A 25162-nucleotide genomic window follows, 5' to 3' on the forward strand; every position below is an offset into this window, starting at 1 on the left:
GTATGCGTTATTTGGCGTCAATAGTGATCGCGCTGTTCGTCTCGCTGGGGCTTTTTTGGGGCATGGATAAAATTGTCAACAAAGAACGCCATGAGCTAGCTTCTGATGACGATCAGCGAATCATCGAATTTGTACGGATCAAACCCGAAGAAACGGTTAAAGAGAAAAAGCGTGAGCTTCCTAAGCCGAAACCGCCGAAAAAGCCACCACCACCACCGGAAATGAAAGTGACATCAACGGTGAAGCCGCAAATGGACCAGGTAGATTTAGATATGCCTGACCTGGATTTACCCGTGAATGTCAGTGGCGGATCGGTACTGGGGCATTACAGCCAAGGCGGCGGCGGAGTGAGCGGCAACCAAGGGCCGACACCGCTTGCCACCTTCTTACCGCAAATGCCACGTAAAGCGGCACGCGCTGGGCTAGAAAAAGGCACAGTATTGCTTGAGTTTACTGTGAATGAGCAAGGCGGCGTCGAAGACGTGGCGGTACTCAAAGAAGATCCGCGCCGCATGGGACTTCGCCGGGCGGCGCAAAAAACCGTCAAGCAATGGCGCTTTAAACCTAAAGTTGTAGACGGCGCCCCCGTTAAAGCTCGGCTCTCTCAAGAAATAGAGTTTTCAATTAACTAGGATGGCCATCATGGAAAAAAAACTGACACGGATGTTGGCACTGGCCTTATTTGTCGCCAGCTTATCAAGTGCTAGTTATGGTGCGGATACGCCTGAGCTGTCCGATCGTACCTACCGTACCGTGAACAAAGTACAAAAGTACATTGCTAACGAGACATATCAAGAGGCTAAGCAAGAGCTGGCATCGGCACTCGAGCGTCGCGGTAACAAAAATTATGATCAGGCAGTACTTTTACAACAACTCGGCTATATCCATTCCATGGAAGATAACTATGCCAAAGCGGTTACCTATTTCGCCAAAGCGTTAGAAGTTGGCGCCTTGCCCGTCGCGGTCGCGCAGCAAGTGCGGTATAGCTTAGCGCAGTTGTATATGGTGCAAGAAGACTTTGGTAAAACGGTCTCACTCATGCGTCAGTGGTTCGAGATACAACTCGCTGAGGGTGAGGAAAAACCCGACGCCATGAGTTATATGACCTTGGCAAGCGCGTACATACAGCAAGAGCAGTTTAAGCAAGCGATTCCCGAGATAAAGCAGGCCATTGCGCTCAGTGATACGCCGAGTGAATCTTGGTATATGATGCTGATGTCGGCCTATTATCAAACCAACGATTTGGCGAACACGGCACAAGTGTTAACGACGCTGACCACCATCAATCCGACGAAAAAGCAATATTGGAAACAACTGTCCGGTATTGAAATGGAAAGAAACAATGAAGCGGCAGCTCTGGCCGCTTTGGAGTCAGCCTATAGCTTGGGGTTACTCGATAAAGAAAAGGAAGTGTTGAGGCTAACAGACTTTTTAGCGTATCAATCGATTCCTTATCGTGCAGCGACAACCCTGGCACAAGCGTTAGACGCTGGCATTGTCGAGCGTACCCATGATCACTTAAAGAAACTCGCGCAGTATTGGCATCAAGCCAAAGAGTTACCGGAAGCGATCGACGCGTATCGTGCGGCTTATCGCATCGATAATGACCCAAAAACCAAACTAAAGATTGCGCGACTGATGGTACAAGACCAACAGTATCAAGCCGTTATTCCCTTTGCGGACGACAATCAAGATATCGCTGGCGATGTACGCGCAGAGCTCGAGTACTTAAAAGGCATGGCGTATTTTGAGCTTGAGAATAACCAAGCGGCGCTGAAAGCGATGAAGCAGGCGGCGCAGTCTGAGTCACTCAAACCGATGGCGTCGCCATGGATCGCTTTTTTGAGTAATAGTTAAATCCCACCACTGCCGTTTCGGCTTACGTTGAACCTTTTTCGACGCCGAGCATTTTTTGCTCGGTTTTTTTCTATGTATTGACACACCCACTGACAATGATGTCGGGAGAATCACGATGACAAACAAAACCAAATGCCTGTCAGCGGCTGCACTGGCCATGACAGTTGCAACCGCACACGGCGCTGAGCAAGCGGATCCTTTCCTGTGGCTTGAGGACGTTGAGGGCAAAGAGGCGCTCGAATGGGTTAAAAAGCACAACAGCAAAACAGACGCTTATCTGGAAAAAAAATCGCAGTATGATGCCTTTTATGAAGACAGTTTGGCCGTGCTTAACGCACAAGATCGGCTTGCCTACCCGACACGACGGGGCTCCTTCTACTATAATTTTTGGCAAGATAATACCCATGTTAAGGGCATTTATCGACGCACATCGGCGCAAAGTTATGCACAAAAAGCGCCTGAGTGGGAAACCGTCATTGATATCGATGCCCTGGCACAGCAAGAGCAAAAAGATTGGGTGTTAAAAGGAGTCGATTGCTACGCGCCTGACTACCAGCGCTGTATGGTCGCCCTCTCACTCGGTGGCGCCGATGCGACGGTGAAACGTGAATTCGATATGCTCGACAAGGCATTTGTCCATGATGGCTTTACACTACCCGAGGCCAAAAGCGGGACCACCTGGCTGGATCGCGATCATTTGCTCGTAGCCACTGATTTTGGGCCCGATAGCTTAACGGACTCGGGCTACCCACGCACCATCAAACAATGGCAACGGGGCACACCTTTATCGGAAGCGACAACCTTATACCAAGGCGCTACCGACTCGGTCTCCGTCAGCGCCATGACGTTACGTGATAGCCACAGCCGAGTGACGTTAATTGCAGAGGGTATGACCTTTTATTCGCAAAAGCTCTTTTGGCTAAACGCAGACGATCTGGTGCCGTTGGCATTACCCGCAGATAGTGAAGTCATGGATTATTTTGAGGGGCAATTGTTTTTCCAGCTAAAATCTGACTATCGCCAAGGAGAACGCACCTTCCCGCAAGGCAGTGTTGTCTATGCCTCAATGACAGAGCTTGCCAAGCCGACCCCGGCTTATCAATTACTTGTCAAACCAACGGCGTCTGCCAATATTGAAGCGCTAGACGTCACGGCCGAGTACCTTGTGGTCAGCTGGCTCAATGATGTTACGTCGCAAATACAGCTATTCCGTCCACAGGATACTGGCCAGTGGCACACTCAGACGGTGGCAATAGAAGATAATGCAACGCTTTCGGTCTTTAATGCGACGCCTGAGCACCATGACTTTTTTGTCGACGTAGCCAGCTTTCTGATCCCACCCTCGATTTATCAAGTGACCCCAGGTCACCAAGATCCCCGCGTGATTAAATCGACTAAAGCCAAGTTTAATGCGGACGATCTTCAGGTGACACAGCAGTTTGCAAAATCAAAAGATGGCACCGCCATTCCTTATTTTATCGTGGCGAAAAAGTCACTCGACCTGGATCAGTCCCACCCGACATTGTTATATGGTTATGGTGGATTCGAGGTCAGCTTGACACCGCACTACAGCGCGGTAACGGGGAAAAATTGGCTCGAGAAAGGGGGCGTTTATGTCCTCGCCAATATACGCGGGGGCGGTGAATATGGGCCCGCTTGGCATCAAGCGGCACTTAAAGATCAACGCCACAAAGCCTATGAAGATTTTGAAGCAGTGGCAGAAGCATTGATCGCGTCCAAAATCACCTCACCAGCCCATCTTGGCATTCAAGGCGGGAGCAACGGAGGACTTTTGGTCGGCGCAACCGCGATGCGACGGCCCGATCTTTACAACGCGGTCGTGTGCCAAGTGCCCCTATTGGACATGCGTCGCTTTAACCAGTTGCTGGCCGGTGCCAGCTGGATGGCAGAGTATGGAAACCCAGACAACAATGATGACTGGGAATACATTCGCACTTATTCACCGTATCATAATATTGAAGCTGAAACGGCTTACCCGCGCATATTTTTTACCACATCAACCCGCGATGACCGCGTGCACCCTGGCCATGCGCGCAAAATGGTCGCGAAAATGCAGGAGATGGGGCATGACGTGCTCTATTTTGAAAATATGGAAGGCGGGCATGCAGGCGCATCCAACAATACCACCCGTGCTAAGATGCTCGCGCGGACCTATACGTATCTCGCCGACCAGCTCGGTATGGAGTAAGTCTTAGATGGCGTCCGTCAACCATGAATCACCCATTCATTAGGGGTTGGTAATTTTCAGCAATCCTCTACAATTGGTGCGACTATGCCGAGCATGCCAATGCTCGGCTTTTTTCCCTTTATTAACGCAAAGAGTGCCTGATGGAGTCTGCTTCTCGCGCAAAGCGCTTGTTCTCGACCACCCTCCCCATGCTGTTTGGTGTGCTGTCGCTGATGAGTTTTCAACTTGTCGATAGTGCCTTCATTGGTCAGTTGGGCGTGCTCCCCCTCGCGGCGCAAGGCTTCACTTTGCCGATTCAGATGATCATTATCGGCATTCAAGTCGGACTCGGGATTGCGACCACGGCGGTGATCTCGCGCGCGATCGGGGCCGATCAGTGTCACTATGCCCAACAGCTAGGCGGGCTGATTTTATTTATTGGCACCACAGGCGTGGCATTGTTTGCCGGCTTGCTCTATGCCTTACGCCACCCGATCTTGATGTTGCTCGATGCGCCAGACAAGGTATTTCCGGTGATCGATAGTTATTGGCAAATTTGGCTCGTCAGTGCCTGGACAGGGGCGGTGCTTTACTTCTTCTATAGCTTGGCTCGCGCTAATGGCAACACCATGTTGCCCGGCTCCATGATGGTGGTTACCAGCTTATTAAACCTTATCCTCGATCCTATCTTTATTTTTTGGCTCGATTGGGGCATCAATGGCGCGGCGGTGGCTACTCTGATTGCTTTTGGCACTGGCATTGCCATTGTCGCGCCCCGCGTGTTTAGTAAAGGTTGGGTTTCGTTTGACTGGCAGGACTTAAACATTAAACAAAGTGTGGGTTCGATTGGGCATATTATGGGGCCAGCGATGATAAGCCAGCTGCTGCCGCCTGTGTCATCCATGCTGGCCACCAAGCTGCTCGCCAGCTTTGGCTCAGCGGCAGTGGCCGCCTGGGCATTGGGTTCACGCTTTGAATTCTTTGCCATTGTCTCGGTGCTGGCGCTGACTATGTCGATGCCCCCCATGGTGGGTCGTTTGCTGGGTAAAGGCGATCTGACCGAAGTGCGCCATTTGGTCAAGTTAGCCTGTCAGTTTATTCTCGGCTTTCAATTGCTGATTGCCGTAGTGACCTGGCTTGCTGCCGCTCCCCTCGCCGATTTGATGACCAGCGATCAACAAGTCACCGATATCTTGCACACTCACCTTACGCTAGTGCCGTTTAGCCTGGGCGCGCTAGGGGTGTGTATGTTGATGGTGTCGATTACCAATGCATTGGGCCGCTCATACACCGCGCTGACCATTTCTGCGCTTCGCCTATTTGCGTTTTTCCTGCCCTGCCTCTGGCTGGGGGCACAAATTGGCGAGCTGTTTGGCCTGTTTGCCGGTGCCTTAATCGGTAACCTCCTTGCGGGCGCAGTGGCTTATGCCATGTACCGACGTACGCTGGCTAAACTAATGGCGAGCGAGTAGATAGCCAAAAAGTTAACCTTGGGGCATCGGCTCAGTCGCACACAGACACGCCGTCAATCCATCCCTGGAGGCTCCGCCGCGCCATCCATGGCGCGGAGGGTCTGCTTAGCGAAATAAGCCGAACCGAACCCTCTCTAGCGTTTGCCCCCAACGAAAAAAGCCCGCTAATAAAAGGCGGGCTCAAAGGGTAAATACAGTTAACGCGCCGGGTTAATAACCCAGTTGCGTTAAGGTCGCTTCAATGTCTTTACCGTCGCTGTCGGTTAAGGCTTTGACCGCCACGTTAGGACGGTTGGTAAAGAAGCCATCCACGCCGCGCTCACGGTAACGGATCAAATCTTCGCGATCGTCCAAGGTATACATGTGCATCAGCAAGCCTTTTTCATGGCTCATGTCCACCATCCATTTCTTCGCTAGGTCCATATAGCTAAACTGGCTTGACCAAGCATCATCAAAGTTGGCTTGGGTGCCTGAAGGGCCTACACCGATGGCACCGTGCTCCTTGGCATAATCCAACCACTCTGCGTAGTCCGCTTTCGAGGCCACTTCTTGACGCGCGTAGTACTGGGCGTAGGACTCATCATCCGCTTTCGGTGCGCTATCTTTGGTGGGAATATAGCCATCACCTGCCCATAGCAGCAAGATTTTTGGCACATTCGGCATCACATCTTGCAATGTTTCAAGGCTCGATTTGTTAAAAGTCTGCAGGATCACTTTGCCTTTGGCGTCGTCATCTAACCAACCATGCTCGGTCAAGTCTTGCTTCAAATCCTGCTCAATCCCTGGGAAGAATTCAGGCACCTTGGTTTCAATATAAAGCCCAGGCTGGTGCGCACAGTCTTCCGCGATTTCACGTACCTGATCCAGCGTCACTAGCTTCAAGCCGCGGAAGCTTTCACGCGCACGCTCTGGGTATGACTGATTAAACCAGCTGCCCGCATCCAGCTTTTCTAGCTCTGCCCAAGTAAAGGTATTGACCGGGTCGCCGGCACGCTCAGGATAGACTGTCTCAATATTGGTGTTGCGCTTAAGGTTGTCGTCATGCACCGCGATCAGTTTGCCGTCTTTTGTGCGCTGCAGGTCAAGCTCGAGATAATCGGCGCCCACTTCACAGGCAAGTTGGTAGGCCGGCAAGGTCGACTCTGGCGCATTGTAAGAGTCACCACGGTGAGCAATCACCGCATGATCAGCAATGCCAAGTTGTTCGCTAAGCGCACTGTCACTGGCTTGAGCAAAAGAAGAGAAGGATACGGCACTGGCTACACTCAGGGCGGCAACAGTCACGCTCAGGGTCGTTTTTGATGATGTGTTCAACGGAAACTCCTTAATGTCGTTGAAATTAGCGAGATAATTAAACGCTTGTTCAATTATCGAGACAGCATAGCAAAACCCTGATTCAAAGCGAAAAAAACTAAAAACGCCCACAACAACGTGGGCGTTAGCACGGTTAAGAGGCCAGCGGCCAGAGTGACTCAACCGCCTGCAGAGGGCGTTGGTCGGGATTGGATAAATAGTGGGGGCGCGGTGGCAACCCACTAAATGGCGTCACCGGTTTATTCTCCACACTGTTATAGACAAACATTAAAATCGAACGTGGGTCGTTGGCGATATTATCGGGTGAGCCATGCATCAAGTTACAATCATGGAACACCAAGGTACCGGCTTGTCCCGTTACCGAGGCAATGCCATTGTCTTCTAACAATGCCTCCATGGTCTCTGGCTTGGGCACGCCCAGCATTTGTTTTTTCAGCGACTGCTGATAGTTCTTCTCGCCGGTATTGCCTTCACAAGACGCATAGTGATGGTGCGAGCCGGGGATCACATACAAAGGCCCATTATGCTCGGTGTTATCGGTTAACATCAGCCATACAGTCACGGCTCGCATCCGTGGCATTCCATCCTCAACGTGCCAAGTCTCGAAGTCAGAATGCCAAGGAAACGACTTGCCTTTAAACGCAGGCTTAATATTGACGCGCGATTGCATCAAATATGCATCCGAGCCCAAAATTTGCCGAACTTTATTGAGAATGCGCGGATCACGTGAGAAGCGATCAATCAAATCACTGTAGGCAAAAGGTTTAAAAATAGTACGCAGCTCATCACTGTCTGGCTCGGTATATAGCTCTTCATAGCCGGCCATATCATCGCGTAAACGGGTGATTTCACGTTTAAGCGGTGCCACCATTTCCGGCATGTAATCCTTCATAACTAGAAAGCCTTGGCGCTCGAACGTATCCAGCTCGTGCGGGCTTAAGCTATGTGGTACCTCTGGCTGCGCACCGCCGTACACAACAGGGTCTAGACGTGGGGAGAGGGTTTCTTTTCCATTGACGCGTGAGGGATACAAATCGGGTGTACCTTCCATTATTGACACCTCCTTCATGTCGTTCGTTTTTTAGTGATATCTTCTCGCTGTTTAAGGCCCTAAAGGGCGTGAATTGCGCACAACACAAATGTGGGTGACTGATTGAAAATCAACCCCCAACGCGTGCTATGCATCTTCTTGGATAACGACGACCTACCCTATCAGCTCAGCATCGAACAGTGAACCTTTGTCACACCACAACCTCATCATGCCTCTCGAAGGATCCTGCGGATCGCTTTCACACCGTTCCCGTTCAAATCCTAATGAGTTCGTGCTACCCTGCGCACCTCCCACGGGGAACAACTATCTATTCGTCGATCGACGCCTGTACGTATACGCTATACTGCGGATGGGCATCAGCCAGTGAAAGTGATCAATCCATGAGCCAAGGTACGCTTTACATTGTTTCCGCCCCAAGTGGTGCGGGCAAATCTAGTCTGATTTCAGCGCTGCTGAATGATAACCCTCGCTATGACATGAAAGTGTCTGTGTCTCACACGACGCGCGCTATGCGTCCGGGTGAAGAAAACGGTGTGCATTATCATTTTGTCTCCGAGGAAGAATTTCAGTCACTGATTGCACAGGAAGCGTTCTTAGAGCACGCGCAAGTGTTTGGCAATTATTACGGCACCTCGCGCGTATGGATTGAAAAAATGCTTAATAATGGTGTCGATATTTTTCTCGATATCGATTGGCAAGGCGCTGAGCAAATTCGTCAGCAAATGCCGAACAGCAAGAGTATTTTCATTTTGCCACCCAGCCGTGAAGAGTTAGAACGACGCCTCACGACACGTGGTCAAGACAGTGAGGAAGTGATTGCGCAACGCATGCAGGAAGCACGCACCGAGATCTCTCACTATGCTGATTATGATTACCTGATTATTAATGATGACTTTGATGTCGCATTGATGGATATTAAGGCCATCATCCGTGCCGAGCGGATGGCACAAGCCAAACAAGCCAGCAAGTATCATGCAATGATCGACGAACTGTTGGCTGACTAACCACCACATTGAGACGTGGCCATTGCCCCAGCCAACGCTGGCAATAGGTCGCGGCCTTTTGTATACTTTTCGGTCATTTTGAATGACCTATTGATGACATAGCTGGAGTCCTTCATGGCACGCGTAACTGTTCAAGACGCCGTTGAAAAAATTGGTAACCGCTTCGATCTCGTTCTGGTTGCGGCTCGCCGCGCCCGTCAAATGCAAACCGGCGGCAAAGATGCCCTCGTCGCAGAAGAAAACGACAAGTACACAGTGATCTCTTTGCGTGAAGTTGAAGAAGGACTGATCAACAAAGAAGTCCTCGACGCACGAGAGCGTCAGGAGAAGCAAGAGCAAGAAGCCGCTGAAATGGCCGCGGTAAGCACCATTTCTGGTCAACGTTAAACGCTGCATTTATCAGGGACAGGCCGTTTGTATCTATTTGATAGCCTGAAAGAAGTTGCTAGCCAGTATTTGCCGGAGTCACAGCTTGAAGCGCTTCGGCAAGCTTATCTAGTAGCCAGGGATGCCCACGACGGGCAAACTCGCTCAACCGGCGAACCTTATATTATTCACCCCATCGCGGTAGCACGGATCTTGGCAGAAATGCGCTTGGACTGTGAAACCTTGATGGCGGCATTGCTGCATGATGTGATTGAGGACACTGAGGTGACCAAAGACGATCTGCAGCAACGCTTTGGTGATGTGGTAGCCGACTTGGTGGACGGGGTGTCTAAGCTTGATAAGCTTAAATTCCGCGATCGCAAAGAGGCCCAGGCCGAAAACTTTCGCAAAATGGTCATGGCGATGGCCCATGACATTCGCGTGATCCTGATAAAACTGAGTGACCGCACCCACAATATGCGTACCTTGGGTGCGCTACGCCCAGATAAAAAACGCCGTATCGCCCGTGAAACGCTAGAAATCTTCGCGCCCCTCGCCCATCGTCTGGGTATCCATAATATAAAAGTCGAGCTTGAAGAGCTCGGCTTTGAGGCCTTGTACCCCAATCGCTACCGCGTGCTTAAAAAGGTGATCGCGCAAGCGCGGGGCAACCGCAAAGAGATGATCCAAAAAATCCATGCGGAAATTGAAGGCCGCTTGGAAGATGCAGGGATTAACGCCCGTGTGTTGGGCCGAGAGAAAAACCTCTACTCCATCTATAACAAGATGAAGAACAAAGAGCAGCGTTTCCACACCATCATGGATTTATACGCGTTTCGGGTGATTGTGGGTGATCTCGATACCTGCTACCGCGTGCTGGGGCAAATGCATAACTTGTATAAGCCACGCCCAGGCCGGCTCAAAGACTATATCGCGGTGCCCAAAGCCAACGGATACCAGTCACTGCACACCTCTATGATTGGCCCGCACGGTGTCCCGGTGGAAGTACAAATTCGTACCGAAGACATGGATCAAATGGCGGATAAAGGGGTGGCCGCACACTGGGCGTACAAAAGTGGCACCGACAGACCCTCTGGCACCACCGCGCAAAAACGGGCGCAGCGTTGGATGCAGAACATTATCGAGCTGCAGCAAAGCGCCGGCAGCTCGTTCGAATTTATCGAGAGCGTCAAATCGGATCTCTTCCCTGACGAGCTGTACGTCTTTACCCCCAAAGGGCGGATTGTCGAGCTGCCTGTCGATGCCACCGCGGTCGACTTTGCCTATGCCGTCCACACCGATGTCGGCAACACCTGTGTTGGGGCAAGGGTTAATCGTCAGCCTTACCCGCTGAGCCAGCCGCTCAAAAATGGTCAAACGGTTGAGATTATCACCGCACCAGGCGCGCGTCCTAATGCCGCTTGGCTTAACTATGTGGTCACTGCGCGGGCACGGACGAAAATCCGCCAGGTGCTAAAAACCATGCGCCGAGAAGAGTCGGTCACCCTAGGGCGTCGCCTGCTCAATCACGCGCTCGGAGAGAAAAACCTAACGGATATTAATCCTGAACGCGTTGACGCTGTACTGAGCGACTTGAAGCTCAAAACCAGTGACGACTTACTGGCATCAATTGGTCTTGGCGAACTCATGAGCGTGGTGATCGCTCGTCGCTTGCTAGATCAAGATCCGGCCGCCCCGACCGAGGGCAAAATGCCGATTCGCGGGGCAGATGGCATCTTGGTGACTTATGCCAATTGCTGTCGCCCGATCCCAGGTGACCCCATCATTGCGCATGTCAGCCCAGGTAAAGGCTTGGTTATCCACCGTGAAACCTGTGCCAACATCCGTGGCCACCGCCAAGAGCCGGATAAATATATGCCGGTCGAGTGGGCGGACGATTTTGAACAAGAGTTCAGCACCCGGGTACGCGTGGATATGCAAAACCACCAGGGAGCATTGGCCGACCTCACCAATACCATCGCCGCAACCGGATCCAATATCCAAGGGTTAACCACCGAAGAGCGTGATGGTCGCCTATACACTATCTTTGTTCGCTTAACGACCAAAGACAGAGTGCATTTGGCCAACATTATGCGTCGCCTTCGCGTGATGCCTAATGTGGTGAAAGTGAGCCGCCAGAAAAACTGAGTGCCCCAGCCCATCATTACCCGTCGCCCGCCCTTTGGCGGGCGTCACCGTTTTTTGCCTGTTATTGACGGAATTAAATCATGACCCCTGAACGCTTTGAACGCATTCATCAGGTCTTGGCCCAACGCCAGCCTGATCTCACTGTCTGCATGGAGCAAGTTCACAAGCCCAATAATATTTCCGCTATCATTCGCACGGCCGACGCGGTAGGCATTCACCGCATGCATGCGGTATGGCCAGAAGGCACCAAGATGCGCACCCTCGGTGGCACATCGGCCGGCTCGCGCAACTGGATAGATGTGGTCACTCACAACACCACGGAAGAAGCCTTTGATGCCATGCACGCCCAAGGGATGCAGGTGTTAGTCACTAACTTGTCGGATACCGCGGTCGATTTTCGCGAGATCGACTACACCCGTCCGACGGCCATCGTGCTGGGGCAAGAAAAACAAGGCATCAGTCGCGAAGCGCTCGACAAAGCGGACCAAGACATCCTCATTCCTATGGTAGGTATGGTACAGTCACTCAATGTGTCAGTAGCCAGTGCCTTGATTTTGTACGAAGCACAGCGCCAACGCCAAGCGGCTGGCATGTATCAGTTGGATAAGACACGCTTGCCCGACCACGAGGTTCACCACATTTTGTTCGAGCGTGGTCACCCGGTGCTTGCCCGCGTGGCAAAACAAAAAGGCTTGCCTTATCCGCCCTTAGATGCGCACGGTCAAATTGTGGCCGGCGAGGCGTGGTGGGCACAGATGCAGGCAGCCAAACATCCACGTTAGTCCGACACACGAGCCAGAGCAAACCCATAGAGAAACAGATGCGATCTTCGATGCTAAGTGCGGTGACTGTTGATACCTTAAGTGGCGTTGGCAGCAAAATGGCAGAAAAACTGGCAAAAATAGGCCTGCATACGGTGCAGGATGTTTTATTTCACCTGCCTTATCGTTATGAAGATCGCACCCGTGTGTGGCCGGTCGCGAGTCTCTTACCGGGCCAACATGCCACCATCGAAGGGGAAATCACCCACAATGACACCGTGTTTGGTCGTCGCCGGATGCTCACCGTCCGAGTGCAAGATAGCAGTGGCGCGTTAACGCTGCGATTTTTCAACTTTAATGCCGCAATGAAAAACAGTTTAGCCGTAGGCAAGCAAGTAAAAGCCTACGGTGAGCTCAAGCGCGGAAAGCACGGGCTGGAGATCATTCACCCCGAGTATCAGGTATTTTCCGAGCCTACCGAGTTGGTGATGGAAGAAACCCTCACCCCCGTGTATCCCACCACGGAGGGGCTTCGCCAAGCGACGCTGCGTAGCCTGACCGATCAAGCCCTGGCTTTGTTAGACAAAAGTGGCGTCGACGAGCTGCTGCCCGAAGGCTTGTACGATAGACAGCTTTCGCTGCGCGATGCATTACACCTTTTGCATCGTCCGCCGCCCGAGACCGTGTTGGAAGACTTATTAGCAGGGCAACACCCTGCTCAGCGACGCTTGATCATTGAAGAGCTCCTTGCCCAGCATCTGTCGATGCTGTCTGTGCGCCATCATGCCCAACAAGTGAAAGGCTTTGCCCTCGCGCCCAGTCAGTCATTAGGGCAGCGCCTTTTAGACAACCTGCCTTTCACTCCCACCGGCGCACAAACCCGGGTGGTGAGCGAGATCAGCGCCGATTTGGCCAAGCCGTTTCCGATGATGCGCCTCGTGCAAGGCGATGTGGGGGCAGGTAAAACCTTGGTCGCCGTGCTCGCCGCCTTGCAAGCGATTGAACAAGGCCATCAAGTTGCGTTGATGGCACCGACCGAGCTATTGGCCGAGCAACACGCCACTAACTTCGCTCAGTGGCTCGAACCACTGGGCATTCAAGTCGGTTGGCTGGCCGGCAAACTAAAAGGGAAAGCGCGGGAGCAAACCCTGGCAAGCATTGCTGACGGCGAAGCGAAAATGGTGGTCGGTACCCATGCTTTGTTTCAAGCGAGCGTCCAGTTCGACAGCCTAGCGTTGGTCATTATTGATGAACAACACCGCTTTGGCGTTCACCAACGTCTCGCGCTGCGTGAAAAAGGCGAGCAGCAAGGCGCCCATCCGCACCAGCTTATCATGACCGCGACCCCCATTCCCCGTACCTTGGCGATGACCGCGTATGCGGATCTTGAAACGTCCGTCATCGATGAATTACCCCCGGGGCGCACACCCATCCAAACCGTCGCCGTCCCCGACACCCGCCGCGACGATATCATAGCCCGCGTCAGTGCCGCATGTGCAGCCGGTCGACAAGCATATTGGGTGTGCACCTTGATTGAAGAGTCCGACGCCTTAGAAGCGCAAGCCGCGGAAGACACAGCCACCGCGCTTAAAGAAGCCCTCCCCAACCTGGAGATTGGCTTAGTTCACGGGCGAATGAAAGCGGCAGAAAAGCAAGCGGTCATGGAAGCCTTTAAACAAGGCGAGTTACAGTTATTGGTGGCCACAACGGTTATTGAAGTGGGCGTCGATGTCCCTAACGCCAGCCTAATGATTATCGAAAACCCCGAGCGACTCGGGCTGGCACAACTCCACCAGCTACGTGGCCGTGTCGGCCGTGGTTCCGTCGCCAGTCATTGTGTGCTGCTTTACCATGCCCCTTTATCCAAAACCGCCAGTCAGCGGCTTGGGGTGCTGCGCGATAGCAATGACGGCTTTGTGATTGCGCAGCGCGATCTCGATATTCGTGGACCTGGCGAGCTTCTCGGCACCCGCCAGACCGGGCTGGCTGAGTTTAAGATTGCCGATTTGGTCAGAGATCAGGGGCTGATCCCTGAAGTGCAAAAACTGGCCACGCACCTACATCAACACTACCCACAACATGCTCAAGCGATTATTCGCCGCTGGCTGGGGCATAAAACCCACTACTCCAATGCCTGATCGCCGCTATAACGCTCCCAATGCGTCATGATCAGCGCCATGGTTTCTGACTTGCTGTATCCCGCTTCACTGGCCGCCTGGATAAAGTGCGCCAGTGCGCCTTCAACGTAGTGCAAACGCTGCTCGGGTTCAGCCGGGCGCATGGTTTCACTCACCTGCATGCCCACTCCAGGCAAGCGCTCAAGCCACCCCTCATCGGCCAATTGTTGATAGCTGCGCGACACCGTCATTGGGTTCATCGCCAATGTTTTGGCCAGTTGCCGCACTGAGGGAAGTCGCGCACCGGGGTAGAGGGTGCCGCTGGCAATTTGCCGTTGAATTTGATCAATCAGCTGCTGAAATTTAGGCGTCGGATCCTGACTGTCTAGCGATAAACGCATGGCCGTTTCCCAGTGTATTGAGTCTCTATGACAGTATGGCCTACCCCCCTGGTTCCGCGACTTCCGCGGCTAAAAACGTGGTCACACGCACACAAGGGCGTTATTTTTTATTGCCCACAGGAAACGTCATCTGAATTCTTAACCCACCTTCAGTGCGTGACGACAAGCGAATATCACCATGAAGCTGTTCCACAATCCGTTTCACGATCGCTAGTCCTAGCCCCGTTCCTTCGCTGCCCCGCGCCGTATCGCCGCGGGTGAACGGCTGGAACAAGGTATTTTCGAGACTCGCTTCAATGCCCGGGCCATTATCTTCCACTTCCACCCACTGATAGGTGTGATCAGCATTACTGCCACAACCGAGACGGACCCAGCCATGACCGTATCGCACCGCATTAACCACCAAATTGGTCACCGCACGCTTTAACGCTACCGAGTTAGCAAATAACTCTCCGTGCAATGCCCCTAAATCGAGATCAATATCGACCCCCATTTGTTGCTGATTACTCGCCACATCGTGGCAAATGCTCGCTAAGTCGACAGGATCAGGGTCTTGCTGCTGCACGGCGCGCAAGTAATCCATAAACTGGTTGATGATTTCATTACACTCTTCGGTGTCCTCGGTAATGCTATCGGCCAAATAGGCGTCATCCGATGACATCATTTCAGTGGCAAGGCGAATGCGCGTTAGTGGCGTGCGCAAATCATGGCTCACGCCCGCCATCAGCAAGGCGCGGTCTTCTTCCAACTTACGGATACCGGCTGACATTTTATTAAACGCGACCGTCACCGCCTGAATTTCTGATGCCCCTCGTGGTGGGACAGGGTCAGGAAAACGGCCATCCGCCACATCTAACGCCGCGCGCTCAAGGGCCACAAGTGGGCGGTTTTGCATCTTGATAAATAGCCACCCGCCCGCTATCACCAACAGGGCAATCACTAAGCTGTATTGAAATAAAGGCGCAAAGTCGTCTTGATGCAGCTCGGAAAGCGGGATCCGCATTAAAAAATCGTCAATCTGGTCAAACTTCAGCCACAGCACGTAGCTGTCTTCACCACTGACCAAGCGCACTTCGGTTTGGGTGCCCAACTCCTCGCTGATATGTTCGCTTAAATAATCAATTTCCATGGCGTCTTTAAACGCCGCCGCAGGCTCACTGTTGGGCGCATGCAAGGTGACCCCAATCTGCTCCAACAATTGCCGCCGCACGGGTTCACCCAGGTGAAGGACTTCACCACCCTTAAGATACCAGTCTTCTTCCAGCATCAAGCGTACTTCAAAAGCGAGGATCTTGTTGAACTGCTGCAAACTAGGCAGCAAGGCATAATTAACGATGGTTAGATAAGAAAAAACTTGGCTGGCAATTAATAAGCCAGCCAAGATAAACAAGGTACGTGCAAAGTTAGTCCGCGGTGACATCCGCATCGCTATACCTCTCCATCCGGCACGAATACGTAGCCGAGCCCCCATACGGTTTGAATGTAACGCGGTTTACTCGGATCTTCTTCTATCATGCGGCGCAAACGCGAGATTTGTACATCAATCGAGCGCTCCATCGCCGAATACTCACGGCCACGCGCCATGTTCATCAGCTTATCACGTGACAAAGGCTCTCGCGCATTGGTGACCAAGGCCTTAAGCACCGCGAACTCGCCAGATGTGAGCGTCATAGGCTCATCATTGCGAAACATTTCTCGCGTGCCCAAGTTGAGGCGAAACTCGCCAAAGGTCACTGTGGTTGAGTCTGCACTCGGCGCGCCTGGCGCTTCAATGGTCTGCCGGCGCAATACCGCGCGTACCCGCGCCAATAGCTCTCGCGGGTTAAAAGGCTTGGGTAGGTAATCATCGGCACCCACTTCTAAACCGACAATGCGATCAATCTCATCGCCCTTGGCGGTCAACATCAAAATGGGCAACTGGTTATTCGCTTGACGTAAACGGCGACACACGGACAGGCCATCTTCCCCCGGCAACATCAGATCCAGCACCATCAGGTGAAAGGCTTCACGCGCGAGTAAGCGATCCATTTGCTCGGCATTGGCCACACTACGCACCTGAAAACCTTGCTCGGTCAGGTAGCGTTCCAGTAGCGAGCGCAGACGCATATCATCATCCACCACTAGAATTTTATAGTTCTCTTGCATGCTAAGCCCTCAATACTGATCGTTGCCCGGCCATCGATTGACCGTCACTTATATCATACTGAATTTTGCCACAGTTCTCTTTCAGACCGCGTGTTTGTCTGACGCCAAGCCAAGGGTAAATTGTTACCGAGTGTTGCCTCGACAAGTTTGCCCGCTTCTTGTACTTTCCTGGACAAGGTTATATCGCGCGACGCCGAATGGCTAGCGAAAGGAGAGGTAACGTGAAAACCAAATTGGTGACCCGAGAAGGGTTTAACGCGCTCAAAGCCGAGCACGATTACCTGTGGCACGAACGGCGCCCAGAAGTGACCAAAATTGTCAGTTGGGCCGCCAGTTTGGGTGATCGCTCAGAAAATGCAGACTACACCTACAACAAACGTTTGTTACGCCAAATAGACCGCCGCGTCCGTTATCTGCGCAAACGCCTCAATGACCTAACTATTGTTGATTACGCGCCCGAGCAAGAAGGACGGGTCTTTTTTGGCGCCTGGGTGGAAATTGAAAACGAAGCCGGCGACACCAAGCAATTTCGAATCGTTGGTCCTGATGAGATTTATGAACGCAAAGATTACATTTCTATCGATGCCCCCATGGCGCGGGCGCTATTAAAAAAAGCCGTTGATGACGAGGTGGTGGTCTCAACCCCTGAAGGCGAAAAGCAATGGTTTGTGAATACCATTACCTACCCGAAACCCAGTGACAGCGACGCTCAGTAACACCTGAGGGAACCTTCGTCCCCATCGCGGTCAAAAATGCTATCCCTTGGCAGGGCGTTCCCCTGCCGTGCTTGTAGAGAAAAGGAAACACATGCACACATCCATTACACACACCCTGGCGCACGAACTCAATGTCGCACCAGGTCAAGTTAAGACAGCGGTCGATCTGCTTGACGATGGTAACACTGTCCCTTTTATCGCCCGCTATCGTAAAGAAGCGACCCAGGGCCTGGATGACTCGCAATTGCGCACCCTTGAGACCCGTTTGGTCTATCTGCGCGAATTGGACGCTCGTCGTGATACCATTCTCAAATCGATTGACGAGCAAGGCAAACTGACCGAGAGCTTGCGCCGCGATATTCTCGCTGCCGAGAGTAAAAACCGCTTAGAAGATCTCTATCTGCCTTACAAACCCAAGCGCCGAACCAAAGGCCAAATTGCGATTGAGGCCGGCCTAGCACCCTTGGCTGAGGCCTTATGGCAAGACGCCTCACACAACCCTGACACACTTGCTGAGCAATACATCAATGCGGAAAAGGGCGTCGCTGATAGCAAAGCCGCGCTGGATGGCGCCCGCGCCATTATGATGGAGCGCCTTGCCGAGGATGCGAGCTTATTAGAGACGCTGCGCCAATACCTTAAGCAATACGCGGTGCTGCGCGCCACCGTGGTTGCTGGCCAGGAAGAAGCCGGTGCCAAGTTCAAAGACTACTTTGCTCACCAAGAATCAATTGCCAAAGTGCCGTCTCATCGTGCCTTAGCCATGCTTCGTGGTCGCAATGAAGGCGTGCTACAGCTAGCACTGGTTGCCGACCCCGACCAAGCACCAGACAGCAAGCAAAGCGTGTGCGAAACCATGATTGCTCAACACTATCAGCTGTCTTTGGGCACCGCCCCGGCAGACCGTTGGCGCAAACAAGTCATCGCCTTTGCCTGGCGAGTAAAAATCTTGATGCATCTTGAGACCGAGTTCATGGCCAACCTGAAAGAGCGCGCAGAGAACGACGCCATTGATGTGTTTGCCGCCAACTTAAAAGATGTATTGATGGCTGCACCGGCTGGCCCTCGCTGCACCATGGGGATAGACCCAGGCCTACGTACCGGCTGTAAAGTGGCGGTGGTGGATGGCACGGGCAAACTGCTCGACACCGCCACCATTTACCCCACCGCGCCTAAACACGATATTGAAGGGGCGAGTAAAACACTACGCCGTTTTATTGATCGCCATGGCGTGAACTTGATTGCGGTCGGCAATGGCACCGCCTCACGTGAAACCGAACACTTTGTCACCACCATGCTCAAACAAGCCGATTTGAGCATCCAAACCGTGATGGTCAGTGAGGCCGGTGCCTCGGTTTACTCAGCGTCAGAGCTGGCAGCCAAAGAATTTCCCGATCTGGATGTCTCGCTACGTGGCGCGGTTTCTATCGCTCGCCGCCTGCAAGATCCTTTGGCGGAGCTGGTAAAAATTGATCCTAAGTCGATTGGGGTGGGCCAATACCAGCATGATGTCTCTCAGCACCAGCTGGCGAAAAAGCTTGATGCGGTGGTGGAAGATTGTGTCAACGCCGTGGGCGTAGATTTGAATATTGCCTCTGCACCGTTGCTCACGCGCGTGGCGGGCTTAAGCCAAACGATGGCACACAACATTGTTGCGTTTCGCGACCAAAACGGCCGCTTTAATGAGCGCAAGACACTGCTGAAAGTACCTCGTTTGGGCCCCAAAGCCTATGAACAGTGCGCGGGATTTTTACGCGTCATGGACGGTACCAATCCGCTCGACCGCTCCGGCGTTCACCCAGAAACCTACCCACTGGTCAAACACATCGCCCAAAAGACGGGTAAAGCGGTCGATGCATTAATCGGCAACGGGGGCGTACTGCAAAGTTTAAACGCCAATGATTATGCCAATGACACCTTTGGGGCGATCACTGTCGCCGATGTGCTGAGTGAGCTTGCGAAACCCGGTCGCGATCCGCGTCCAGAGTTCAAAACGGCGACCTTTGCCGATGGCATTAATCAAATCAGTGATTTGAAGCCTGGGATGCAGCTCGAAGGTGTGGTGACCAATGTCACTCACTTTGGCGCCTTCGTCGACGTGGGTGTTCATCAAGACGGTTTAGTCCATATCTCTGCGCTGTCGACGCGCTTTGTCAGCGACCCACGTGAGGTGGTCAAAGCCGGTGATGTGGTGAAAGTGAAAGTCATGGAGGTGGATGCGCCGCGCAAGCGAATTGGGTTATCGATGCGCCTCGACGATACCCCAGCCGCCAGCGAACCCTCAGCAGCCGCCCCTAAGCCGCGTGACAAAAGTCCGAAAAAGCGCCAGGACAAACCCACCGCAATGGGCAGCATGGCCGATGCCTTTGCCCGCGCCAAGCGCTCCTAACCAAAAAGCCCCACGCAACATCGTGGGGCTTTTTCATCGTGGCATCATGGACACCACTTATATCACAATCAGCACTTCTGAGGGCATGTTCGCCACGGTTGCTTGCTGATAACGCATGGCAACCACCGCACGCGTTTGCTCGAACCTTTTCAGCTCTTCAACTTTCTCCAGCACCTCTTCCGGCATTTTCAACCCCAAGGGGTAGCCGTTGTCTTTGCGTGCTTGCTCTCCAGGCTCATTACGTGCCATGGCATCAACACGCCCAGCAATATTGGCGCCGTCGTAATCAGCGTCGGACAAGGACTCGCGACTGTAGTCGAGCGAATAATTAGGGTGCTGTGACGGATCCCAGGATGAGCGGCCGAGCTGCTTACCTTGATCGGTCGCCGCTTTGCCGTGTTCTGGCTCTGGGGCTTGCTTGGTAGGGACAATTTTTTCGCGCATGCGGTTATCCCGCGCAACTTGTTCAGTTGGCGGGTTCACCGATGGCGCGACAGTTGGGATACTGACGCTTGCTGGCGATATATTCATCTGATGCTACCTCCCAACATCAGCTGAAGGCCTAATTGTCAGTGCGGCCTCGTCTCCTTATAGTTTAGACGACAACCGCAAGTATGGTACCTATTGTGCCCAGCGCAGACAAAAACTGCCCCGCACCATAGGCCGCATCATCGTTTTCTTTCACTTTGTCCGGGTGGTCCATGCCCAACGCACCATAGGTAAAGGATTCAACCGATGATTTATCTTCTGGCTTTTTAACACCTTCAGCGTTTTTCGCTGCTTTCACATCTTTGCTTTCTTTTGCTGCCTCGGCAGCGGAAAGCGTCTCAGCCGCCTTGGCTGTTTTCGTGTCTTTGGCCGCGTTGTCCGCATTTTGTTGCGGTTGTGTCGGCGCTTTTGGCTTCATCGTTTGTTGATGATACGCCTGAGACTGCCCAACGTTACCTACGTTCATTATGGTCTCTCCTAATGTCAGAGCAAGTGACATAGTTAACTTATCGGCAGAACCATGACAGGATTTAGTCAATTCTACCAAAAAACGATCAGCGCACACTATTTGGGCGGCAAGTTTGTGCCTAAAAAGGCAAATAGCTTGTCCACCACTTCGTCAGGCTCCGTCACAAAGGGGGCATGAGCACTGTGTGCTAATACCTCGCATTGTGAGTGAGGCGCTAACGCAGAGACCGCTTCCGCCACCGACGCAGGCACCAAACCGTCTAGCCGCCCGTATAACCGCAACCAAGGCACAGTGATCGCCTCACACTGCTGGCGCAGATCCGTGTTTGCCAGCATCGCCAAGCCATCCGCCAACGCGCGAGGGTCAGGCGCCGGTCGCGAAAATACCGCTTGTTTGAGCGCTTTCACATCTTTTCTCGCCGTGGGAGACCCCATAGCTTGTAGCGCCATGAAGCGCTCCACCGTTTGCGAAAAATCACGCTCAAGCTGGTCGGCAAAGTCGGTGAGTACCGCCGACTTGATCCCACGCCACCCTGGCTCTGCGACAAACTTGGGTGAGCTGGCGATAGTGACCAATCCAGTCACACGCTGTGGCGATAACAGTGCGGCTTGTGTTGCCACTAATCCGCCCAGTGACCAACCTATCCAAGTTGCATGCGCTGGTGATTCTTTAAGCAACACTTGTGCCAGTTTCTCGATATCAAGATCCGGTTGGTGGGCGCTGTCGCCAAAACCCGGCAGGTCAACACAGTGAACACGATAGTGCGCGGTCAAGTAAGGGATTAGCATTGACCAGACAGCACTGTTCATTCCCCAGCCATGAATGAGAACCAGATCGGGACCTTGCCCGTGAGATTGCCAATCACATAACGCCATGCTTTACACTGCCTTGGTTGCTTTTCAATCAAGGTGCCTATGATATCAGCAATCACACCACGGCGCTTCACGCGTTTACTCACCCACTGGGGAGGCAAACTCTTGCCCTCTCAGTGTCCGGTTTGCCACTTGTCATTGGATGCCGCACCCGAGAGTGCCACCCCGGCTTTATGCTGTGCCGCCTGCTGGGATGCGCACTACTCTTATTGTCTATGCCAATGTTGCGGCCTGCCGGTCCCAACCCCACAAGCACGCTGTGGTGTCTGCCTTAGCCACCCTCCAGCATGGGACCGCTTGGTCGCGATCAGTGCCTACGAGGATCCGCTGCCGCAGCTTATCCATGCATTTAAATACCAACAGGCCTTTGAATTGGCGATACCTTTTGCCCGCCAGTTAAGTGAACGTATCCATCACCCCGCCCCCGTATTGCTGCCTGTTCCACTCCATTGGCGGCGCCGCTGGCGGCGCGGCTTTAATCAAAGCGTGCATTTAGCCTGGGCACTGGCCGACCATCTTGACACTCAAGTTGACGATAATGTTTTAGTCCGACATCGCCATACTGCGCCACAACAAGGTTTAAGCCGACAGGCGCGGCTCTCTAATCTGAAACATGCGTTTGCGATCAGCGGCGAGCTGCCAGGTTCGCATGTGGCTATCATTGACGACGTGGTAACAACCGGACAAACGGTGTCACAACTGTGCCGGTTATTACGCCGTGCGGGAGCAGAAACGATCGATATTTACTGTTTGGCACGTACCGATCTACCCTAACGGAAAGCGTGCTATCCATGCTCATAAAGTAGCCACATGCTTCAAGGGGTGATAGCCAACGCAAACCGGAGTACACTGTATAAAACACACTGGATTAGTCAGGTATTTGTCGTGTCAGAAGTCAATATTTCAGAAAATGCACAAAGCCACTTTGTGAAGCTGCTTGAGCAACAGCCCGAGGGCACCAATATTCGCGTGTTTGTGGTTAACCCAGGCACGCCAAACGCCGAGTGCGGTGTTTCTTATTGTCCCCCCGAAGCGATAGAAGGCAGCGATACCGAACTCAAGTTTAACGGGTTTTCGGCCTTTATCGATGAGATGAGCCTGCCCTTTTTAGACGAAGCGGAAATCGACTTTGTCACCGATAAAATGGGCTCACAGCTGACGTTGAAAGCACCGAATGCGAAAATGCGGAAAGTGGCCTCCGATGCGCCTTTGATGGAGCGGGTTGATTACGTGATTCAAAGCCAAGTTAACCCACAGCTTGCCAGCCATGGCGGCCATGTGAATTTGATTGAAATCACCGATGACGCGGTGGCGATTTTGCAATTCGGTGGCGGTTGTAATGGTTGCTCAATGGTAGACGTGACCTTAAAAGAAGGGATCGAAAAGCAGTTGCTGGCTGAGTTCAGCGGCGAGCTAAACGGCGTGCGTGATGTGACCGAGCACGCCCGTGGCGATCATTCTTACTACTAATAAACGCCGTCTCTTATCGGAAAAAACAGGCCAACTGGCCTGTTTTTTGTTGATAGGTCTCAGTGCGTAACGTCAAAAAAGCTATCTCGTCGCCAGTGGTACACAAAGCATACCGCGAGACTGAGCCCTCTTAGCGCCATAAAAGTAAGCATCGCTAACCACAGGGCGTGATTGCCCCACCCTTGCGCTAACCACCAGGCAGCAAAAAAACCTGCAGTGGCGACAAACATCCCATTGCGCATGTCTTTACCCCGCGTCGCGCCAATAAAGATACCGTCGAGCAAAAAGCACCACATCGACACCAAAGGCATAGCTACTAGCCAAGGTAAATAGCGCGCCGCTTGGTCACGCACCGCCTCAATATCGGAAATCAGCGCAATAATGTGATGGCCTGCCACGCCAAACGCCAGTGTGATCGCCAAGCAAATCACCAACGACCAAAAAGTGCTGCCTATCAGTGACACCAACAACGCAGACTTGCTCTGCGCGCCAACCGCTTTCCCCACCATCGCCTCCATCGCATAAGCAAAGCCGTCCATCGCAAAGGAAATCAGCATCAGAAAGCTCATCAATACCGCATTGGCGGCCACAATCTCGTCACCAAGCGTAGCCCCTTGGAAGGTCATAAAAGTAAACGCCAACTGCAAACTAAGGCTGCGCAAAAAGATGTCTCGGTTAAGCTTTAGCAAACGGCTCATCCCAGTCAGCCCGCGCTCAAACACCGACCGAACGGTCGGTAACTGGCGCGATTGCCAGATGCCTTTAACAAAATAGAGCCCCAGCATGAGGCCGAGATAATCGGCAACCACACTCGCCGCCGCGGCTCCCTCGACTTTCATATCGAGACCCACTACAAACAGCAAATCAAGGATAATATTGGCACTATTAACCACAATCAGCAGCCACATCGGCTGACGCGCATTTTGCGCCCCCAGTAGCCAGCCCATGACCACCAAGTTCATCAAGGTCGCTGGCGCACTAAAGATCCGAATGGAGAAATACTGGCTCGCGTGATGTTTGACTTCAGCACTGGCGTCACTAAAGTGCATGACCCCCTCTAAAATAGGCACATGCAGTGCGATTAATAGCGTAGCCAACAGACCCGCTAAGGTCGCGCCACGCACAAAGGTCGCTGCCAGCTCACGGTTATCATTCGCGCCATAGGCTTGCGCGGTAAACCCGGTGGTCGCCATGCGCAAAAAGCCCAACAACCAAAAGGTGACATTAATCATGGTGCTGCCAACCGCCACGCCACCTAGATACCACGCATGCTCCAAATGGCCGATCACCGCGGCATCCACGAGCCCTAACAAGGGGACGGTAATGTTGGAGATCACCATGGGTAAAGCCAGCGATAAAACGCGCCAGTGAAGTTCACGCTGGGTTAAAGACTGCCACATACTGCCTCGTTTTGAATCTTAAAGAACCCACACTGAGTGAGGGAGGTAATCTATTTTTGATAAAGAACATGATTGCACCGACAAGCGCTCACATCCTTGGGTAGCCCTGATGGGTGCAGCAGTGTACCATTGCAGCAATCTCATCGACGAGCGGCAGCCTCACTGCGTCAGTTGCACTGCGCCAGTTACACTGCGTCAGTTGCACTGCGCCAGTTACACTGCGTCAGTTACACTGGGTCAACTGCCCTCATCACTGAATGAATAAGGAAGGGTTATGCGTGTATTTTTTGCTTGTGTGTTGGTGGTATTACTCGCGGGCTGCTCGAAAGTCACCAAGCAAAACTATGATCAACTTGAAGTCGGCATGAGCTATGACGTGGTTGTGAGCCACATTGGCGAGCCAAGCCAATGCGACGACACCATGGGATTGACCCACTGTGTATGGGGTGGCGATGGTCAACACATCAAAGTCTCGTTTGTCGCCGACAAAGCCACCGTGCTGTCGGCAAAAGGGCTAAAATAGTCCCTCCCAT

The 25162-nt window shown here is 52.7% G+C and carries 23 protein-coding genes; 14 read left to right on the forward strand and 9 right to left on the reverse strand.

What is annotated here, in order from left to right; genetic code table 11:
- The first annotated feature begins 2 nt into the window (after positions 1-2).
- The 4 genes from C7A19_RS10650 (at position 3) to C7A19_RS10665 (ending at position 5517) form a co-directional block, all read left to right on the forward strand.
- Positions 3-632 (forward strand): energy transducer TonB, encoded by a 630-nt coding sequence (locus tag C7A19_RS10650; protein WP_116644866.1) that lies wholly within the window; start codon positions 3-5, stop codon positions 630-632.
- A 10-nt stretch (positions 633-642) separates the two neighbouring features.
- Positions 643-1857: a tetratricopeptide repeat protein gene (locus C7A19_RS10655; RefSeq protein WP_116644887.1), complete on the forward strand. Its 1215-nt coding sequence runs from the start codon at positions 643-645 to the stop codon at positions 1855-1857.
- A 115-nt stretch (positions 1858-1972) separates the two neighbouring features.
- Entirely contained in the window at positions 1973-4066 is a 2094-nt protein-coding gene (locus C7A19_RS10660) for a prolyl oligopeptidase family serine peptidase (RefSeq protein WP_116644867.1), read from the forward strand.
- Between the two features lie 140 nt (positions 4067-4206).
- Complete coding sequence (locus C7A19_RS10665) at positions 4207-5517, forward strand: MATE family efflux transporter (RefSeq protein WP_116644868.1); 1311 nt, start codon at positions 4207-4209, stop codon at positions 5515-5517.
- A 210-nt stretch (positions 5518-5727) separates the two neighbouring features.
- Here the strand turns inward: C7A19_RS10665 and C7A19_RS10670 are convergent, their stop codons facing one another.
- Both C7A19_RS10670 and C7A19_RS10675 read right to left on the reverse strand, forming a co-directional pair.
- A complete protein-coding gene (locus C7A19_RS10670) occupies positions 5728-6831 on the reverse strand; it encodes a glycerophosphodiester phosphodiesterase (protein WP_077485920.1) in 1104 nt (367 codons plus the stop codon).
- Between the two features lie 133 nt (positions 6832-6964).
- A complete protein-coding gene (locus C7A19_RS10675; RefSeq protein ID WP_116644869.1) occupies positions 6965-7882 on the reverse strand; it encodes a phytanoyl-CoA dioxygenase family protein in 918 nt (305 codons plus the stop codon).
- Between the two features lie 380 nt (positions 7883-8262).
- On the opposite strand from C7A19_RS10675, the gene gmk reads away from it, so the two are divergent.
- The 5 genes from gmk (at position 8263) to recG (ending at position 14299) form a co-directional block, all read left to right on the forward strand.
- Positions 8263-8886: a guanylate kinase gene (gene gmk, locus C7A19_RS10680; RefSeq protein WP_077456769.1), complete on the forward strand. Its 624-nt coding sequence runs from the start codon at positions 8263-8265 to the stop codon at positions 8884-8886.
- 114 nt (positions 8887-9000) lie between these two features.
- Positions 9001-9273, forward strand: a complete 273-nt coding sequence (rpoZ, locus tag C7A19_RS10685; protein ID WP_046074663.1) for a DNA-directed RNA polymerase subunit omega — start codon at positions 9001-9003, stop codon at positions 9271-9273.
- A gap of 27 nt (positions 9274-9300) precedes the next feature.
- Positions 9301-11400, forward strand: coding sequence for a bifunctional GTP diphosphokinase/guanosine-3',5'-bis pyrophosphate 3'-pyrophosphohydrolase (gene spoT, locus C7A19_RS10690; RefSeq protein WP_116644870.1), 2100 nt, complete (start codon positions 9301-9303; stop codon positions 11398-11400).
- Positions 11401-11480: 80 nt separating this feature from the next.
- Complete coding sequence (gene trmH, locus C7A19_RS10695) at positions 11481-12182, forward strand: tRNA (guanosine(18)-2'-O)-methyltransferase TrmH (RefSeq protein ID WP_077673189.1); 702 nt, start codon at positions 11481-11483, stop codon at positions 12180-12182.
- Positions 12146-14299, forward strand: a complete 2154-nt coding sequence (gene recG, locus C7A19_RS10700; RefSeq protein WP_255566237.1) for an ATP-dependent DNA helicase RecG — start codon at positions 12146-12148, stop codon at positions 14297-14299. The genes trmH and recG overlap by 37 nt, the downstream gene beginning before the upstream one ends.
- Here recG and C7A19_RS10705 read toward each other — a convergent pair.
- From C7A19_RS10705 to ompR, 3 genes are all read right to left on the reverse strand, one after another.
- Positions 14284-14679 carry a GntR family transcriptional regulator gene (locus tag C7A19_RS10705; protein ID WP_069361961.1) on the reverse strand — a complete coding sequence of 132 codons (396 nt, stop codon included), beginning with the start codon at positions 14677-14679 and terminating at the stop codon, positions 14284-14286. The genes recG and C7A19_RS10705 overlap by 16 nt on opposite strands.
- Before the next feature lie 100 nt (positions 14680-14779).
- Positions 14780-16105, reverse strand: coding sequence for a two-component system sensor histidine kinase EnvZ (gene envZ / locus C7A19_RS10710; protein WP_116644872.1), 1326 nt, complete (start codon positions 16103-16105; stop codon positions 14780-14782).
- A 2-nt stretch (positions 16106-16107) separates the two neighbouring features.
- Entirely contained in the window at positions 16108-16824 is a 717-nt protein-coding gene (gene ompR, locus C7A19_RS10715) for a two-component system response regulator OmpR (RefSeq protein WP_046074657.1), read from the reverse strand.
- A 221-nt stretch (positions 16825-17045) separates the two neighbouring features.
- Between ompR and greB the strand changes: the two genes are divergently transcribed.
- Both greB and C7A19_RS10725 read left to right on the forward strand, forming a co-directional pair.
- Positions 17046-17540: a transcription elongation factor GreB gene (greB, locus tag C7A19_RS10720; protein ID WP_069361963.1), complete on the forward strand. Its 495-nt coding sequence runs from the start codon at positions 17046-17048 to the stop codon at positions 17538-17540.
- A gap of 91 nt (positions 17541-17631) precedes the next feature.
- Positions 17632-19929 (forward strand): Tex family protein, encoded by a 2298-nt coding sequence (locus C7A19_RS10725; protein ID WP_116644873.1) that lies wholly within the window; start codon positions 17632-17634, stop codon positions 19927-19929.
- Between the two features lie 57 nt (positions 19930-19986).
- Here C7A19_RS10725 and C7A19_RS10730 read toward each other — a convergent pair whose 3' ends face one another.
- The 3 genes from C7A19_RS10730 to bioH all read right to left on the reverse strand — a co-directional run bounded on the left by C7A19_RS10730 (position 19987) and on the right by bioH (position 21762).
- Positions 19987-20460: a hypothetical protein gene (locus tag C7A19_RS10730; RefSeq protein WP_077456781.1), complete on the reverse strand. Its 474-nt coding sequence runs from the start codon at positions 20458-20460 to the stop codon at positions 19987-19989.
- A gap of 64 nt (positions 20461-20524) precedes the next feature.
- A complete protein-coding gene (locus C7A19_RS10735) occupies positions 20525-20884 on the reverse strand; it encodes a hypothetical protein (protein WP_069361966.1) in 360 nt (119 codons plus the stop codon).
- 98 nt (positions 20885-20982) lie between these two features.
- Positions 20983-21762 carry a pimeloyl-ACP methyl ester esterase BioH gene (bioH, locus tag C7A19_RS10740; RefSeq protein WP_116644874.1) on the reverse strand — a complete coding sequence of 260 codons (780 nt, stop codon included), beginning with the start codon at positions 21760-21762 and terminating at the stop codon, positions 20983-20985.
- Between the two features lie 39 nt (positions 21763-21801).
- Between bioH and C7A19_RS10745 the strand changes: the two genes are divergently transcribed.
- Both C7A19_RS10745 and nfuA read left to right on the forward strand, forming a co-directional pair.
- The gene (locus C7A19_RS10745) at positions 21802-22533 is read left to right on the forward strand and encodes a ComF family protein (protein ID WP_116644875.1); all 732 of its coding nucleotides are present in this window, start codon (positions 21802-21804) and stop codon (positions 22531-22533) included.
- A gap of 111 nt (positions 22534-22644) precedes the next feature.
- Positions 22645-23229 (forward strand): Fe-S biogenesis protein NfuA, encoded by a 585-nt coding sequence (gene nfuA / locus C7A19_RS10750; RefSeq protein WP_069361996.1) that lies wholly within the window; start codon positions 22645-22647, stop codon positions 23227-23229.
- Positions 23230-23288: 59 nt separating this feature from the next.
- Here the strand turns inward: nfuA and dinF are convergent, their stop codons facing one another.
- Positions 23289-24629, reverse strand: coding sequence for an MATE family efflux transporter DinF (gene dinF, locus C7A19_RS10755; protein ID WP_116644876.1), 1341 nt, complete (start codon positions 24627-24629; stop codon positions 23289-23291).
- A 274-nt stretch (positions 24630-24903) separates the two neighbouring features.
- Here dinF and C7A19_RS10760 point away from each other — a divergent pair, with 274 nt between their 5' ends.
- Positions 24904-25152 carry a DUF3862 domain-containing protein gene (locus C7A19_RS10760; RefSeq protein WP_077456791.1) on the forward strand — a complete coding sequence of 83 codons (249 nt, stop codon included), beginning with the start codon at positions 24904-24906 and terminating at the stop codon, positions 25150-25152.
- Positions 25153-25162: the final 10 nt, after the last annotated feature.

It is taken from the genome of Salinivibrio sp. HTSP, assembly GCF_003390965.1.
Classification (GTDB): Bacteria; Pseudomonadota; Gammaproteobacteria; order Enterobacterales; family Vibrionaceae; genus Salinivibrio; species Salinivibrio kushneri.